15 protein-coding genes and 1 riboswitch are annotated in these 15,306 nt (G+C 74.5%); of the genes, 7 read left to right on the top strand and 8 right to left on the bottom strand.

Annotated features, from left to right (window positions below):
* Positions 1–5: 5 nt before the first annotated feature.
* A complete protein-coding gene (locus tag R2737_16080) occupies positions 6–335 on the top strand; it encodes a hypothetical protein (protein ID MEZ5117779.1) in 330 nt (109 codons plus the stop codon).
* Positions 336–369: 34 nt separating this feature from the next.
* Here the strand turns inward: R2737_16080 and R2737_16085 are convergent, their stop codons facing one another.
* The 5 genes from R2737_16085 to R2737_16105 form a co-directional block, all read right to left on the bottom strand.
* Entirely contained in the window at positions 370–675 is a 306-nt protein-coding gene (locus R2737_16085) for a GNAT family N-acetyltransferase (GenBank protein MEZ5117780.1), read from the bottom strand.
* 13 nt (positions 676–688) lie between these two features.
* Entirely contained in the window at positions 689–1,870 is a 1,182-nt protein-coding gene (locus R2737_16090) for an NlpC/P60 family protein (protein ID MEZ5117781.1), read from the bottom strand.
* A 7-nt stretch (positions 1,871–1,877) separates the two neighbouring features.
* Positions 1,878–2,043, bottom strand: a riboswitch (cyclic di-AMP (ydaO/yuaA leader).
* Positions 2,044–2,351: 308 nt separating this feature from the next.
* Entirely contained in the window at positions 2,352–2,858 is a 507-nt protein-coding gene (locus R2737_16095) for an SRPBCC family protein (GenBank protein ID MEZ5117782.1), read from the bottom strand.
* A 138-nt stretch (positions 2,859–2,996) separates the two neighbouring features.
* Positions 2,997–3,452 (bottom strand): hypothetical protein, encoded by a 456-nt coding sequence (locus R2737_16100; protein ID MEZ5117783.1) that lies wholly within the window; start codon positions 3,450–3,452, stop codon positions 2,997–2,999.
* Positions 3,453–3,665: 213 nt separating this feature from the next.
* Positions 3,666–5,207, bottom strand: coding sequence for a long-chain fatty acid--CoA ligase (locus tag R2737_16105; GenBank protein MEZ5117784.1), 1,542 nt, complete (start codon positions 5,205–5,207; stop codon positions 3,666–3,668).
* Positions 5,208–5,484: 277 nt separating this feature from the next.
* On the opposite strand from R2737_16105, the gene R2737_16110 reads away from it, so the two are divergent.
* Genes R2737_16110 through R2737_16125 form a run of 4 tightly spaced genes read left to right on the top strand, consistent with a single transcriptional unit; the run spans position 5,485 to position 9,022 of the window.
* Complete coding sequence (locus tag R2737_16110; protein ID MEZ5117785.1) at positions 5,485–6,843, top strand: transaminase; 1,359 nt, start codon at positions 5,485–5,487, stop codon at positions 6,841–6,843.
* 32 nt (positions 6,844–6,875) lie between these two features.
* Entirely contained in the window at positions 6,876–7,694 is an 819-nt protein-coding gene (locus tag R2737_16115; GenBank protein MEZ5117786.1) for an SDR family NAD(P)-dependent oxidoreductase, read from the top strand.
* A complete protein-coding gene (locus R2737_16120) occupies positions 7,691–8,545 on the top strand; it encodes an SDR family oxidoreductase (GenBank protein ID MEZ5117787.1) in 855 nt (284 codons plus the stop codon). Before R2737_16115 ends, R2737_16120 begins: the two co-directional genes overlap by 4 nt.
* A gap of 15 nt (positions 8,546–8,560) precedes the next feature.
* On the top strand, positions 8,561–9,022 hold the full coding sequence (locus R2737_16125) for an Lrp/AsnC family transcriptional regulator (GenBank protein MEZ5117788.1): 462 nt from the start codon (positions 8,561–8,563) through the stop codon (positions 9,020–9,022).
* Positions 9,023–9,047: 25 nt separating this feature from the next.
* On the opposite strand, the gene R2737_16130 is transcribed toward R2737_16125, so the two are convergent.
* Both R2737_16130 and R2737_16135 read right to left on the bottom strand, forming a co-directional pair.
* Positions 9,048–9,743, bottom strand: a complete 696-nt coding sequence (locus R2737_16130; GenBank protein ID MEZ5117789.1) for a hypothetical protein — start codon at positions 9,741–9,743, stop codon at positions 9,048–9,050.
* 61 nt (positions 9,744–9,804) lie between these two features.
* On the bottom strand, positions 9,805–11,343 hold the full coding sequence (locus tag R2737_16135; GenBank protein MEZ5117790.1) for a SpoIIE family protein phosphatase: 1,539 nt from the start codon (positions 11,341–11,343) through the stop codon (positions 9,805–9,807).
* A gap of 55 nt (positions 11,344–11,398) precedes the next feature.
* Between R2737_16135 and hisC the strand changes: the two genes are divergently transcribed.
* Complete coding sequence (gene hisC / locus R2737_16140; GenBank protein ID MEZ5117791.1) at positions 11,399–12,505, top strand: histidinol-phosphate transaminase; 1,107 nt, start codon at positions 11,399–11,401, stop codon at positions 12,503–12,505.
* A gap of 8 nt (positions 12,506–12,513) precedes the next feature.
* Here hisC and R2737_16145 read toward each other — a convergent pair whose 3' ends face one another.
* Positions 12,514–13,524 (bottom strand): EamA family transporter, encoded by a 1,011-nt coding sequence (locus tag R2737_16145; GenBank protein ID MEZ5117792.1) that lies wholly within the window; start codon positions 13,522–13,524, stop codon positions 12,514–12,516.
* A 95-nt stretch (positions 13,525–13,619) separates the two neighbouring features.
* Here R2737_16145 and R2737_16150 point away from each other — a divergent pair, with 95 nt between their 5' ends.
* Positions 13,620–15,140, top strand: coding sequence for a sensor domain-containing diguanylate cyclase (locus R2737_16150; protein ID MEZ5117793.1), 1,521 nt, complete (start codon positions 13,620–13,622; stop codon positions 15,138–15,140).
* Positions 15,141–15,306: the final 166 nt, after the last annotated feature.

Consider the following 15,306-nt stretch of genomic DNA (forward strand, 5'->3'; position numbering starts at 1 on the left):
CGCGGGTGCGCACCCTGCGGATCATCGGCCTGCTCATGTTCGCGTACGGCGCGGTCATGCTCGTCCTGCTGGCCACGCCGGCGCGCGACTGGGCGCTGGACCACAGCATCGCCCGCTACGTCAGCCTCACCGACCGGCGGGTGAACAACGTCGTCGACACCGCGGACCTGCCGATGGCCATCGCGGGCAGCGCGGTGGTGATGTTCGCGGGAGCCTGGATCGGCCTGCTGGTGCCGTGGGTGATGAAGCGGAACACCGGCCGGATGCGAGCGCAGATCGAGGCCGACCTGCAGACGCCGTCGGCAGGGACGCCGCGCCCCGACCAGCCCGCCTGACACGGCTGCCAGCGCCGTCCCCGCGCCCCGCGCCTCAGGCGTCGGGCGCCCGGTAGCCGGGGTCGACCAGGTCGGCGTATTGCGGGTGCCGCTCCAGGTAGCCGCGCACGAACGGGCACAGCGGGCGGATGGTCAGCCCGCGGGATCGAACGTCGTCCAGCGCGGTGGACACCAGCAGCCCCCCGAGCCCACGGCCCTCGTACGCGCCGTCGATCTCGGTGTGGGTGAAGACCCGGATGTCGCCGGGCCGGTCCCGGTAGGCCGCGAAGCCCGCGAGTGCACCGTCGACGGTGACCTCGTACCGCGCCCTCTCGGACGAGTCCTCGACCGAGGTCGTCACGGGGATCGCAGGGTCAGGGCCGGCCGGCGAAGCTGAAGTGCGCGCTGCTCCAGCTGTTCCACAGGCTCGTCACGCGCACGCCGGTGCGGGGGCTGGAGGCCTCCACGATCTGACCGCCGCCGATGTACATCGCCACGTGGTGGGCGCCGTTGAAGTAGAACAGGATGTCGCCGGGCTGCAGCTCGCTGGTCGAGATGCGGCGCACCTGGCCGGCCATCGCGTACGAGTAGGCGGTCAGCGAGACCCCCGCGGCGCCCCAGGCGTAGGCCACGAGCTTGGAGCAGTCCCAGGAGTTCGGCGGGCTGGCGCTGTAGCTGTACGGCTCGCCGAGCTGGGCCAGCGCGGTCGACACTGCGACGCCCGCACGGCTGGACACCGGAACGCTGCCGCCGTCACCTGAGGAGCCGGAGTCCGACGACGAGCTCGAGGAGCTGCTGGTCGACGACGAGGAAGAGTCGGACGAGGAGCTCGAGGACGAGGAGGACGTCGACGGCGACACGTCGGCGCGCGAACCGCGGGCCGCCTCGGCGGCGCGGGCGGCGGCCTGACGGGCGGCCTCGGCCGCGGCGGCGGCGCGCTGGCGGGCCAGCTCCTCCAGCCGGCGGCGCTCCTCCTCCTGCAGCTTCGCGAGCAGGTCCTTCTGGTCCTGGACCGCCGCGTCGATCTCCTTCTTGGCCGCGGCCATCTCGTCGACGGCGGCCTGCGCGGCCTTCTCCATCTCGGTCAGCTTGGCGGTGGCCTGCGCGAGCTGGAGACGGTCGGTCTGGGTGCGGCGCAGCACGGTGTTCTGGGAGGCCACCACCTGGTCGAGCGCGGCGGCCTGCTGGAGGAACTCGTCCGGGTCGTCGACCAGCAGCAGCTGCAGCGAGGAGTCCAGGCCGCCGGACCGGTAGGCACTGGCCGCGATCTGGCCGACGGCCTGCTGGGTGCTGCGCAGCTTGGCCTTGGCCTTGCCGACCTGCTTCTTGACCGCCTCGACCTTGCGCTGGATCTCGTCGTGCTTGACCTGGGCGCCGTTGAACGCCTCGGAGGCGGACTCCGCCCGGTGCTCCAGGACCTCGAGCTCGGCCTCGACCTGCTCGATCGTCTTGTTGGGCTCGGCGGTCGCCTGAGGGACGACCACACCGACACCGAGGAGAGCAGCAGCGACACCGACGGCGGTCGCGCGGACCAGCCGTGCTCGAGCCTGCGCCACGAGGCGTACGTCCTTTCCCCTGCCGCCTACCGGGTGAGCTGACGGGCTCGGGCCGGGGAGGCCCTACGACACGACGACCCCCTCGGTCGTCGCCCCGATTCGCCCCGGGAACGTGGGTCCCCGGCTCCGCTGCGGGCCTGGTGGGCCCCGGACGGACTCGGCGGTGCGTGTGCACGTCACGCCGGTCGACGTGACGGCACGCCCCGCCTCTCGTCTCGCCGGTGGGCCCGGTGGGGTCCATCAGCGGGTCGATCAACTCGGGCGTGCGCGGGAAGAGTAGCAACGTTTCGGTCACGCGCTAGACCGTCGGAGGTCCCCACCTCGTCCTTTCGGAGGATCTCCGCTGAGACGTGACGAGGATCACGCGAAAGCCATTGGGGCAGAAGTGATCTCTGTGACGCCTGTGACTGCTGTGACATCACGGGACGGTAACCGCCGGACCCCTCGGAGCGGTCGCCGACGCGGTCGGTCCCGCGACCCGTCAGGAGGCCGGCCGGGGCCGTCGCTCGAGGTCGTTCTTCAGCCGGCGCAGCGTCTCGCGCATGGTCGCCTCGTTGCGCCGGCTCGCGTCCAGGCCGCGGCCCACGAACAGCCCGGCCGGGCGCATCACCGTCCCGCGCGCGCCGGTGCGGTGGTCCTCCCAGACCTGGGTCACCCCGGTCGCGCCGTCGGGCCGCGGCTGCAGCTCGAACGACCAGCGCGCGATCGGCAGCCCCGCGAGGGAGGCGTCGTACGCGAAGCGCCGCTCCTCGTCGACCGCGACGACCTCGCAGCGGGTGGCCCAGGGCAGCCAGACCCGGTTGCGGCCGGTGAACACGTCGCCCACGCGCAGCGGGCCGGCGTCCCGACCGCGGCCGCGGACCCGGGCGCCGGTGGCCTCGGGGGACCAGCGGCCGTACGCCGTCGGGTCGCTCACCGCGGACCACACCAGGGCGGGCGGGACGGCGATGACGACGGACTGCTCGACGCGGATCGGTGCGGGGGACACGGCGGCGACGCTACCGCGAGGGGGCACATGCGACGGGACCCCGGCCACCCACCGGGGTCCCGTCGTCGCGGGGGAGCGAGGAGAAGGGGTACTCGCTTCGCGCTGGATATGAGGTATGCGGTTGTGGCGGAACGACTCTCACTCGCCGCCGAGGTCCACCAGGTAGGCGTCGTAGACGATCTCGCGGGCGCGGCGCTGGTGCGAGCGGAGCCGGGCGAGCAGGTCGGCGACGGCGGTCACGACGGTGGCGGCGCGGCGGGGGTCGCCGGCGTGCCGACCGACGAGCAGCCGGGTCGCCAGCAGCCGGTCGGCGAGGTCGGAGTGCTCGCGCTCGAGGCGGTCGATCTGGGCGGCGAGCCGGGGCTCGTCGGCGAGGATCTGGCTGTGCAGGCCGCCGGGGCCCTCCACCGCGGCGCGGTGCTCCCACATCCGGTCGGACAGGCCGTCGAGGCGGTGCGCCAGCTCCGCCCACCACACGCCGGTGGGCTTGGTCACCTGCAGCAGCTGCTGCACGCGGGCGAGCTCGATCTCGTCGGCGGACTTGGGAGCCAGGGTGGACGCGGCGGCGGCGGTGGCGGGGGTCATCGTCGTCATCGCAGGTCTCCTTCGGATCGGGAAGGCGCGGGGGGAGCGCCCAGTTCGACTATCCGTCGGGGCCCGCGACCGGTCCATGGAGCGGTCGTCGCACCTTTGTCGCAGTCGTGTCGCACGGGCCGGCCGCCCTCGTGGAAACCGTTCGCAGCCGGTGTGATCCGGCCCACACCAGCGCCGCGACGGCCCGGCTCAGCCCGCGGAGCTACCCGCGGATCAGCCCGCCGAATCGGTCAGCGTGCGCACGATCTCGCGCTTGAGGATCTTCCCGGACGGCCCGAGCGGGAGGGTGTCGACGAAGCGCACCTCGCGCGGGTACTTGTGCTTCCCCAGGTGCTGCTGGGACCACTCGCGCAGGCCCTCCGCGGTCACGGTGGCGCCCTCGCGCAGCACCACCACGGCGCAGATCTCCTCGCCGTAGGTGTCGTCGGGCAGGCCCACGACGGCGACCTGGACGACGTCCTCGTGCCGGGCCAGGGCCTCCTCCACCTCGCGCGGGTAGACGTTGAACCCGCCCCGGATGATCAGGTCCTTCTTCCGGTCGACGATGAACACGAACCCGTCGGTGTCCTTGGTGCCGAGGTCCCCGGTGCGGAACCAGCCGTCCACCATGACGGCCGCGGTCGCGTCGGGCTTGTTCAGGTAGCCGGCGAACACGTTGTGGCCGCGGATGACGATCTCGCCCACCTCGTCCGGGCCGAGCAGTTCGATCGCCCCCTCGAGGTCCGCCTTGGCGACCTCGACCTCGACGCCCCAGATCGCGCGGCCGACCGAGCCCGGCTTGCGGCCGTACCAGGCCTGGTTGAACGACGCGACCGGGGACGTCTCCGACAGGCCGTAGCCCTCGTAGATGTCGACCCCGAAGACCTCCTTCACCTTGTCGATGACGGCGACCGGGATGGAGGCCCCGCCGGAGACCGCCAGCCGCAGGTTCGGGCGCGTGTCGGACGCGGCTGCGGCCTGCAGCAGGGCGACGTACATCGTGGGCACGCCGGCGAAGACGGTGACCCCCTCGTCGGCCAGCAGTTGCAGCGCGGCGGCCGGCTCGAAGCGCGGCATCAGCACCAGCGTGGCGCCGACCCGGAAGCCGGCGTTCAGCACGACCGTCTGGCCGAAGGAGTGGAACAGCGGCAGGACCGCCAGCATTACGTCGTCCGGCTCCAGTCGCACCGTGTCGAAGGCGGAGACGGTCGCGTTCCAGACCATGTTGTCGTGGGTGAGCACCGCGCCCTTGGGCCGGCCGGTGGTGCCGGAGGTGTAGAGGATCACCGCCTCGTCCTCGGGCCGGCGGGGCACGGCGGCCGCGATCGGGTCGGCGGACTGGGCCAGCACGTCGATGCGGTCCACCTCCGCGTCCCCGCCGTCAAGCACCGACAGCAGCGGCACGCCGGCCAGCTCGGCGCCCTTCGCCGCCTCGCCGAGCAGCGGGGCCGCGGTGACCAGGACCTTCGCGGCGGAGTCCTCCAGCACGTAGCGGATCTCCTCCGCGACCAGCAGGGCGTGCACCGGGACGACGGCCGCGCCCAGGCTGAGGGCGCCGTAGTAGGCGAACGCGAAGTGGGGGACGTTGGGCAGCAGCAGGGCGACCCGGTCGCCGGGGCCGACTCCGCGGTCGCGCAGCACGGCGGCATAGCGGCGGGCCTGGTCCCAGACGGCGGCGTACGGCAGCCGGGTGTCGCCGAGGACGAGCGCGGTCCGGTCGGGGAAGCGGTCGGCGGACTCGGACAGCAGGCTGGTCAGGCTCAGGCGGGCGCTCACGGGTGTCCCCTCGGGTCGCGGGTGTCCGGTGGTCTCCGGGCGGTGGCCGCGACGCTAACCCGCGAGCCGTCAGGATCGGCCCGGAACCCGAAGATCCCCGCGAGACACCAGAACGGGCCGCCCGTGACCCGCGGAACCCGGCCCCTTCTGGTGTCTCGCGGCGATCATGAGGTGGCGGGGGCTGGGACGTGCGTTGACGACTGAATCGAATGTCGATACGGTCTACTCCGTTCGTTTCTGAAGTACGAGCCCGGGATGGGCGATCGAAGGAGGATCCGTGGCCGAGATCGACCGGACCCGGTTGGTGTCCCTGCTGGAGGCGGAGCGGGCCACGTACGCGACCCGCAGCGCGGCCTCCAAGGCCCTCTTCGACGAGGCGGACCACCTGTTCGGCCGGGTCCCCATGACCTGGATGAACAAGTGGGCCGGCGGCCACCCGCTGTACCTCGCCACGGCCCGCGGCAACTCCATCACTGACGTCGACGGCAACGCGTACGTCGACTTCGCCCTCGGCGACACCGGCTCGATGGCCGGGCACTCGCCGGCGGCCACGGTGGCCGCCGTGCAGCAGCGCATCGGGGTCGACGGCGGCATCACCACGATGATGCCCAGCGCCGACGCGGAGTGGGTCGCCGCCGAGCTGACCCGCCGCTTCGGCCTGCCGCTGTGGTCATTCAGCCTCACCGCCACCGACGCCAACCGGTGGGCGATCCGGCTGGCGCGCATGCTCACCGGCCGACCCAAGGTGCTGGCGTTCTCGTACTGCTACCACGGCTCCGTCGACGAGACCTTCGCGGTCCTCGACGCCGACGGGCAGACCGCGCTGCGCCCCGGCAACGTCGGCGCCCCCTTCGACATCACCGAGACCACCCGCGCGGCGGAGTGGAACGACCTGGAGTCGGTCGAGCGCGCCCTCGCCCACGGCGACGTGGCCGTGGTCGTCACCGAGCCGGCCCTGACCAACATCGGCATCGTGCTGCCCGAGCCCGGCTTCCTCGAGGGCGTGCGCGAGCTGTGCGACAGGTACGGCACCCTGCTGCTGATCGACGAGACGCACACCATCTCCGCTGGCCCGGGCGGGTGCACCGCTGCATGGGGCCTGCGCCCGGACATCTTCGTCATCGGCAAGAGCATCGGCGGCGGCATCCCGTCCGGCGCCTACGGCATCACCGAGGCCGTCGCGGACCGCATCCGCGCGCACGCCGAGGCGGACCTGGTCGACGTGGGCGGCGTCGGCGGCACCCTGGCCGGCAACGTGCTGTCCACCGCCGCCATGCGCGCCACCCTCGGCGAGGTGCTCACCGACGACGTCTTCCTCGGCATGATCGACCTGGCCACCGAGTTCACCGCGGGCGTGCAGGGCGTCATCGACGAGTACGACCTGCCCTGGTCGGTCTCGCAGCTCGGGGCGCGGTCGGAGTACCGGTTCGCCTCCCCCGCGCCGCGCAACGGCACCGAGTCCGCCGCCGCGGCCGACGACGAGCTCGAGGAGTACCTGCACCTCTACTGCGCCAACCGGGGGGTGCTCATCACCCCGTTCCACAACATGGCGCTGATGTGCCCGACCACGACCCGGGACGACGTCGACCTGCACACGCGGACGTTCCGCGACGCGGTGGCGGCGCTGGTCGGCTGACGTCACGGACCCGGACGCGGTGGAATAGCGGCATGACCCCGCCCGCGGGCGACCCGCCCCGACTCCCCGCCGCGTTCGACCTCACCGGGCGGGTGGCCCTGGTCACGGGCTCCGGCGGCCCGACCGGCATCGGCTTCGCCAGCGCCCGGATGCTGGCGCAGCTCGGCGCCGCGGTGCTGCTGACGTCGCTGAGCCCGCGGTGCGCCGAGCGGGCCGAGGAGCTGCGGGCGGCCGGGGCGGACGCACACGCCGTGCCCGCCGACCTGACCGTCCCGGCGGACGCGGACCTGCTCGTCGGCACCGCGCTGGAGCGGTGGGGCCGCGTGGACGTCGTGGTCAACAACGCCGGCATGGTCAGCGTGGCGGACCCCGACGGCTGGTCGGAGTCCGGCTCGTTCACCGAGCTGGACGTGGACGTGTGGCGCGCGTCGCTGGCACGCAACCTCGACAGCGCCTACCTGGTGTCCCGTGCCGCGCTGCCGCCGATGGTCGACGCCGGTTTCGGCCGCGTCGTCATGGTGGCCAGCGTGACCGGCCCGGTGATGGCGATGCGTGCGGAGCCGGCGTACGCCGCCGCCAAGGCCGGCATGGTCGGCCTGGCACGGGCGCTGGCCGTCGACACCGCGGCCCACGGGGTCACCGTCAACGCGGTGGCGCCGGGGTGGATCGCCACCGGGTCGCAGACCGAGCACGAGCGCGAGCAGGGCCTGGTGACGCCGGTCGGCCGCAGCGCCACCCCGGACGAGGTGGCCGCCGCCGTCGCGTGGCTGGCGACACCGGGCGCCGCGTACGTCACCGGGCAGTGCCTGGTCGTCGACGGCGGCAACTCGGTGGCGGAGGAGCGGTCATGAGCACCGGCTACGGCAGCGGGTTCAGCGCCGGTGTCGGTGGCGGCTTCGCAGCCGGCGGTCCGGCAACCACCGGCAAGGTCGTCCTGGTCACCGGCGCGACCGGAGGCATCGGGTCGTCGGTGGCGCGGAGGTTCGCCGCCGGCGGCTGGCGGGTCGCGGTGTCGGACCTGAGCCCGGAGCGGCTGACCGCGATGGTCGACCAGGAGGGCGACGGGTTCGTCTCCGGCAGCGGCATCGAGATGGGCGTCGCGGGTGACGTGCGCGACGTGGCGTTCTGCCGGCGCGCCGTGGACGAGGTGGCCGCCGCGTTCGGCCGGCTCGACGCTCTCGTGAATGCCGCCGGGGTCTGGGTCGAGGGCCCGGCGGAGGACACCACCGAGGACGAGTGGGACCAGGTGCTCGACGTCAATGCCAAGGGCACCTACTTCCTCACCTCGGCCGCGATCCCGCACCTGGAGGCCACCGAGGGCTGCGTGGTCAACCTGAGCAGCGACGCGGGCGTGCAGGGCAACGCGGGCGCCGCGGTCTACTCCGCGAGCAAGGGTGCGGTCACCAACATGACCCGCGCGCTGGCGCTGGAGCTCGCCCCGCGGGGCATCCGGGTCAACGCCGTGTGCCCCGGCGACGTGGACACCCCGATGCTGCGGCTGCAGGCGCAGCGCTACGGCCAGGGGATGCCGGACCGCTACCTGGCCGACCTGCTGGACCAGTACCCGCAGGGCCCGAGCCGCGCCCGCTTCCTGCGTGCGGACGAGATCGCCGAGGTCGTGTGGTTCCTGGCGCAGCCCGCCGCCGCCGGCGTCACCGGCGCGAACTGGTCCGTCGACTTCGGCCTGTCGGCCGGGATCTGAGCGGGTGCCGGCCGGATGACCCCTCCCGTGTCGCTGGACGACGTCGACAAGGCGCTGATCCGGCTGCTGCAGTCCGACGGCCGCGCGTCGTACGCGGACCTGGCCCCGCAGGTCGGCCTGTCCGCGCCGGCGGTGCGCCAGCGGGTGCAGCGGCTGGTCGACGCGGGCGTCCTGCAGATCGTGGGCGTCACCGACCCGCTGGCCCTGGGGCTTCCGGTGATGGCCCTGGTCGGGGTCCGCGTGCAGGGCGACGCGCGGGCGGTCGCGGACGCACTGGCGGAGATCGACAACGTGGTCTACCTGGTCACGACGGCGGGCTCCTTCGACCTGTTCGCCGAGGTCGTGTGCCGCGACATGGACGAGCTGTTCGCGGTGGTCAACGACCGGATCCGCGTCGTGCCCGGAGTCAGCGCGGCGGAGTCGTTCCCGTACTTCGGCATCCACACCCACCGGTTCACCTGGGGCGTCCCGGAGTGACGCGCCTCCCCCGGCGGGCGGCGGGCTACGAGGTCGCGGCCGTCCAGTAGGCGGCCGACAGCGAGCGCAGCGCCGCCTTGGCGCGCGCGACCGTCGCCGTCGTCAGCGTCGCCCGGGTCGAGTCGAACACCCGGACCACAACCCAGGCCGGCCCGACCAGCCGCATCAGCACCAACTCCGCCGACACCGGGCCGGGCGTATAGCCCTCGGCGTACGCGACCCGCCACCGCACGTCCTGCCGGATCCCGGCGGCCCCGTACTGGCGCGCCAGGGTGCGTACCCGGACCGTGGCGGTGCCGCCGATGGCGTCCAGGTTCGCGGTGCGGGTCCCCGCGCAGCGCGTCGTCATCGCGGCGAGGCGCATGTTCCACACCGCCTTCGCCTTCGCGACGGAGGTGAACTGCACGACCGCGTACGAGACTGAGGGGGCCGGCCCGAAGCTGGCGGCGTCCTCCCAGAAGGCCGTGGTCCGTACCCCGTTGCTGCCGTAGGCCTGGGCGAACCCGGTCGGGCACAGCGTCACCCGGCGCCAGCCGAACCGCTGGGTGTCGGGGCTCCCGGCGGCGTACCCGGACGGCAGCGGCACCAGCGCCCGCAGCTCGGCCCGTGGCAGCGGCGTGGGCGCGGCGGCGCCGGCGGGGGCGGCGGCTCCGAGCGTCCCGGCGAGGAGCCCGACGAGGAGTGCGAGCGCGAGCAGGGGGCGGCGGGGGGTCGCGGTCATGTCCGCGAGAGTGCCACCCGCACCGCCGCGGCGGTAGCCCCTCGGACCCGACCGGACGGGCTCAGCCGGCCGCAGCGGCGTCCCCGATGCGCACCGCGACCAGGGTGACGTCGTCCCGTCGCCAGTCGGCGGCCCGATCGCGGACCCGCGCGAGCACCCGGGCCACCAGGTCCTCCGCGCCGTCGGCGTCGGCCACGGCCTGGCGCAGGACGGCGACCAGCTCGTCGTCGCCGAGCTCTGCGCCGCCGCGGTCGCGGGACTCGACCAGCCCGTCGGTGAACAGCAGCAGCACGTCCCCGGCGGCCACCGGGACGCTGCGGGATTCCCAGGTCCCGCCGAGACACGACAGCAGGGGACCCGTGGGCTCCAGGCGCTCGACCGACCCGTCCGCGCGCACCAGCACGGGGGCGGGGTGGCCGGCGTTGGCCCAGCGCAGCTCGCCCGGCCCCGGCGGGAGGACCGCGACGGCCACGGTCGCGAACCGGGCGTCCTCGTCGGCGAATCCGGGCGCCGCCTCCGTCAGCGCCCGGTCCGGGGCGCGCCCGGCCGCGAGCGCCGAGGTGACGCTGGTGCGCACGCGCATGGCGGCGATGCCGGCCGCAGGACCGTGCCCCGAGACGTCGGTGACGACGACCGCCAGCGTCCCGTCGGGCCGCCGGACCGTGTCCCACCAGTCCCCGGCCAGGACCCCCTCGGCCGGCTGGAGCGCGCCGAAGACCCGCAGCCCGGGCATGCCCGGGTCGTCGGTGGCGCGCAGCTCGCGGCGGATGGCGGCGACCACGGGAGCGTCCTGGGCCAGCGCCTCCCGGGCCGCCCGGGCCTCGTCGATCTCGGTCACCAACTGGCGGCGCATCCGCTCGGCGTCGGTGCCCGCGGCCTCCAGCTCCGGTGGTCCGGCCGGTTCGATCGGCCGGTGGTGCTCGCCGCGCCGGGCCACGGCGCGCAGCTGGCGGCGCAGGAGGTCCAGCGGGCGGAGGACCCACGACCGCAGGGCCAGGTAGAGCAGCGCCAGCAGCAGGAGCAGCACGATCCCGCTGGCGGCCAGTGCCACGGCGAGCTGCCGGTTGAAGTCGGCGAGGTCGCGGAAGACCTGCTCGCGCTGGTCGTCGATGGCGTCCTGCAGCGCCTCGGCGCTGTCGATGAACTCGCGGTACGCGGCCCAGGCCTTGTCGGACTGGGTGATCTCCGCGGCCCGGGCCAGGTCCCCGGACTGCACCGCGGCGATGGTGGGCGCGGCATCCGCCTCCCACCAGGCCTCCCGGGCCAGCTTGGCCCGGGAGACCAGGCCCGCGGCGGGGGTGCCGCCGGGGATGCGGTCGTCCAGCCGGGCCAGGGCCTCGTCGGCGACGGCGAGGTCGCGCCGGAACTCCACCAGGAACCGGGTCTCGCCGGTGAGGACGTAGTCCTGCAGGTCGCCCTCGGTCTCCACCCGGGCCACCACCAGGGTGTCCGCGTCGTCGGCCGCGGGCTGCAGCACGTCGATCACGGTGTTCGCGGCCTGGACGGTGTCGGCGAACCGCAGCCCGATGACGATGCCGGCGACCACGACGGCGAGGGCGCCCACCGCGGCCAGGACGGCCACCCGCGCCCGCAGCGTCACACCGGGCAGGGTAGCCACGCGGGTCGGCACCGGGGCGCACGTACGCTGTCCGACCGTGCCGGACCACCGCCCCCGCCCGCGTCCCGACCTGGACACGCTGCCGTCGTACAAGGCCGGTCAGCGGCCGCAGCCGCGTGAGGGCCTGGTGGTGCACAAGCTGTCCTCCAACGAGAACCCCTTCCCCCCGCTGCCGAGCGTCCTCGAGGCGATCACCCGGGCGGCGCAGGAGACCCAGCGCTACCCCGACCCGCTCAGCAGCCGCCTGGTGGCCGCGCTCGCGCAGCGGTTCGACGTGCCGGCCGACCACCTCGCGCTGGGCACGGGCAGCGTGGCGCTGTGCGGCCAGCTGGTGGACTCCTTCGCCGGGCCCGGCGACGAGGTGCTCTACGCGTGGCGGTCGTTCGAGGCCTACCCGATCTGGACCCAGATCGCCGGGGCGCGCAGCGTCCAGGTCCCGCTGACGTCGGACGAGCGGCACGACCTGGCGGCGATGGCGGACGCGGTGACCGCGCGCACGCGGCTGGTGTTCGTGTGCAACCCCAACAACCCCACCGGTCAGGTGGTCGGCGCCGACGAGCTGCGGGACTTCCTGGACCGGGTCCCGCGGGACGTGCTGGTCGTGCTGGACGAGGCGTACGCCGAGTTCGTCCGCGACGACGACGTCCCGGACGGCCTCGACCTCTACCGCGAGCACCCGAACGTCGTCGTGCTGCGCACGTTCTCCAAGGCGTACGGCCTGGCCGGGCTTCGGGTGGGCTTCGCGGTCGGTGGCGACGAGGTGGCCGAGGCGCTGCGCAAGACGGCCACGCCGTTCGGCGTCTCCCACATCGCGGAGGCGGCGGCGCTGGCGTCGCTGGAGGCCGAGGACGAGCTGCTCGCACGGGTGGACGCGCTGGTGGCCGAGCGGGACCGGGTCTGGGACGCGCTCACCGCCCAGGGCTGGTCGATGGCGCCGACCCAGGCCAACTTCGTCTGGCTGCGGCTGGGGGACGCGACGGTGGAGTTCGCGGCGGCCTGCGACGAGGCGGGGGTCACCGTGCGGCCGTTCCCGGGCGAGGGGGTCCGCATCACGGTCGCGGAGACCGAGGCGAACGACCGGGTGATCGAGGTCGCCGCTCGGCTGCGGACGGAGCTCGGTCGGCCGGGGGCCGCCTCCTCCTGATCGGTGAGTCAGTCGTTCCGGTGCGGCGGCTCGGGCTGCGGCTCGGGGGCCGCATGCAGCGCCGAGCGCGGCGTGCGCCGCTCGCCGGACACCACCAGCACCACGCCGGCCAGCACGATCGACCCGGCGATGACGACGTCGGAGGTCAGCGGCTCGCCCTTGACCCACCAGCCGAGCAGCACCGCGACCACCGGGTTGACGTACGCATAGGTCGCGACCAGGGACAGCGGGGCGTTGCCGAGCAGCCAGACGTAGACGGTGTAGGCCGCCAGCGACCCGACGACGGCCAGGTAGGCCCAGGCCCACCACGACCGCGCCGAGTAGTCGCCCGGGCTGAGCGTCTCCCCGCGCAGCAGGCCCACCGCGACCAGCGCGATCCCGCCGGCCAGCAGCTCGTAGGTGGACATCACGAACGGGTCGGCCGGCACCGGCAGCCGCGGCGAGAGGAAGGAGAAGAAGGCCCAGCAGGCCGAGCCGGCCAGGATCGCGATGGACCAGACCACGACGTCGTGGTCGTCGCCGGAGGCGGGCTGGGTCCCTCCGGGCAGCAGCATGAAGGCCAGTCCACCCAGCCCGACCCCGACGCCGAGCAGGGTGCGCCAGCCCGGACGGTCGTGCGTCGCGGTGCGCAGCAGCACCACCCACAGCGGGACCGCCGCGATCAGCAGGGCCGCGATGCCGCTGGGCACGTACCGCTCGCCCAGGGACACCGTGCCGATCCCGACCGCGAGCAGCCCCACGCCGAGCAGGGCCGACGAGCCCAGCGCGCGGGCGCTCACCCGCAGCCGCGACGGCCCGCGCAGCACCACCAGGATCAGCGCCATCAGCAGGCTGGCGGTCAGGAACCGGGCGCCGTTGGCGATGAGGGGCGGCATCGTCTCGATGACGACCGCGATGGCCAGGTAGGTGGAGCCCCAGACCACGTAGACGACCGACAGGGCGCCGGCCACGGTGCCCGGGGACGCGGCGTGGGGCGGCGCGGGCGCGGTGGGCGCGGCTGCACGGTCGGTGCGGGGCACCGGGACAGCCAACACCACCGGCGTCCCGGGCTCCTCCGACTATCCTCGGGTCGGCCGCGCGCGGACCCCCCCGCGGGCGGGCAAGGGGGCCGTGGATGACCGACGCCGACCTGGCGGTACGTCGCCTCGAGGCCGTGGCGGCACTGCTGCGGCTGCCGCTGGACACCCCCGAGCGCGACGCCCTGCGGCTGGCCATCGACGCCGCCGAGGCGCTGACCGGCAGCCGGATCGGCTACCTGCACTACCTCAACGACGACCAGGTCACCATCGAGCTGAGCACCTGGTCCACCGGTACCGCCGACTACTGCACCGCGGCGTACGACCGGCACTACCCGATCGACCGGGCCGGCATCTGGGCGGACACGGCCCGGACCCGCTCCGCCCGGGTGCACAACGACTACGACGCGGAGCCCGACCGCCGCGGCCTGCCGGAGGGGCACTCCGTGCTGCTGCGGCACCTCGGGGTGCCCGCGGTCGACGCGGGCGGCGCGGTCCGCCTGCTGCTGGGCGTAGGCAACAAGGACCAGCCGTACGACGACGCCGACGTCGCGACGGCCCAGCTCATCGCCGACGAGACCTGGCGGGTAGTGGCCCGGCTGCGGGAGCACCAGGCCGCGGTCGCGGACCTGGCGATGCTGCGGGGCCGCCAGTCGTCGGCCCGGCTGGCGACGTGGGAGTGGGACCCCGCGCTGCCGCGGCTGTCCTGGGACGACGAGGCGCCGCGGGTGCTCGGACTGGCGGAGGGTGGCACGCCCGGTCCCGACTGGGACTGGCTGCTGGGACGGCTGGACCGGGCGTCCGCGCGCCAGCTGGCCGCCGCGCTGGACCGGATCGAGGACTCCCCGGGGCTGCTGCTGGACCTGCGCGCTGCCCGGGAGGGCGGCGGCCGGGTGCGGCTGCGCCTCAGCGGCGAGTGGGTCGCGCGCCCGCAGGGCCTGGGCCGGGTGCTGCGCGGCAGCGTCATGGACGTCAGCGTGGAGGACGAGGTCGAGCGGGCCCGCCATGCGGCACTGCACGACCCGCTCACCGGGCTGCCGAACCGGGCCTGGCTCACCGACCGGCTGGCGGCGCTCACCGGCGCGGCGCCCGGCGCCGACCCTGCCGCCGACCGTGCGGCCGACCCTGCGTCCGAACCCGGTGTGGCCGTGCACGTCGTCGACCTCGACGACTTCCGGCTGGTGAACGAGGAGCACGGGCACTTCGTGGGCGACGAGGTGCTGCGCGCCTGCGCGGACCGGCTGGCGACGGTGATGCGCGGCGGCGAGTCGGTGGCCCGCATCGGCGTGGACGAGTTCGTCCTGGTGCAGACCGGCGGGCCGGACCCGGACGCGATCACGGCGCTGGCCGAGCGGGCCCGGGCGGCGCTGGCGCGCCCCATCGTCACCGCGGCCGGGGAGCTGCGGCTGCGGGCCAGCATCGGCGTGGCGCGCAGCCGTCCGGGCGGGGAGGCGGTGCGTGCCCTGCTCGGACGGGCCGACCGGGCCCTGTACGACGCGGTCCGCAGCGGGCGCGCGGTCGTCGTCGACCTCGGTGACACCGGCGGCACCGCGGACCCCGGCCAGCCCGGCGGGCCCGGCGACACCGGCGGCGGCGAGCCCGTTCCGGCGCGGTCCTGACGCAGGGCTGGCGCGGTTCGGGACCAAAGTCCCTAGGGATTCGGGCCGTTCGTCGGGTTAGAGCCGGACTCATGCCGAAGGTGACGCAGCGTCACGGCCGACAGGCTTGCCCCAGAGGACGCCTGGTCGCCAGGCGTCCTGCGTCGGACACGACCGCCAGGAGTCC

Source organism: Candidatus Nanopelagicales bacterium, from assembly GCA_041393815.1.
Lineage (GTDB): Bacteria > Actinomycetota > Actinomycetes > S36-B12 > JAWKJK01 > JAWKJK01.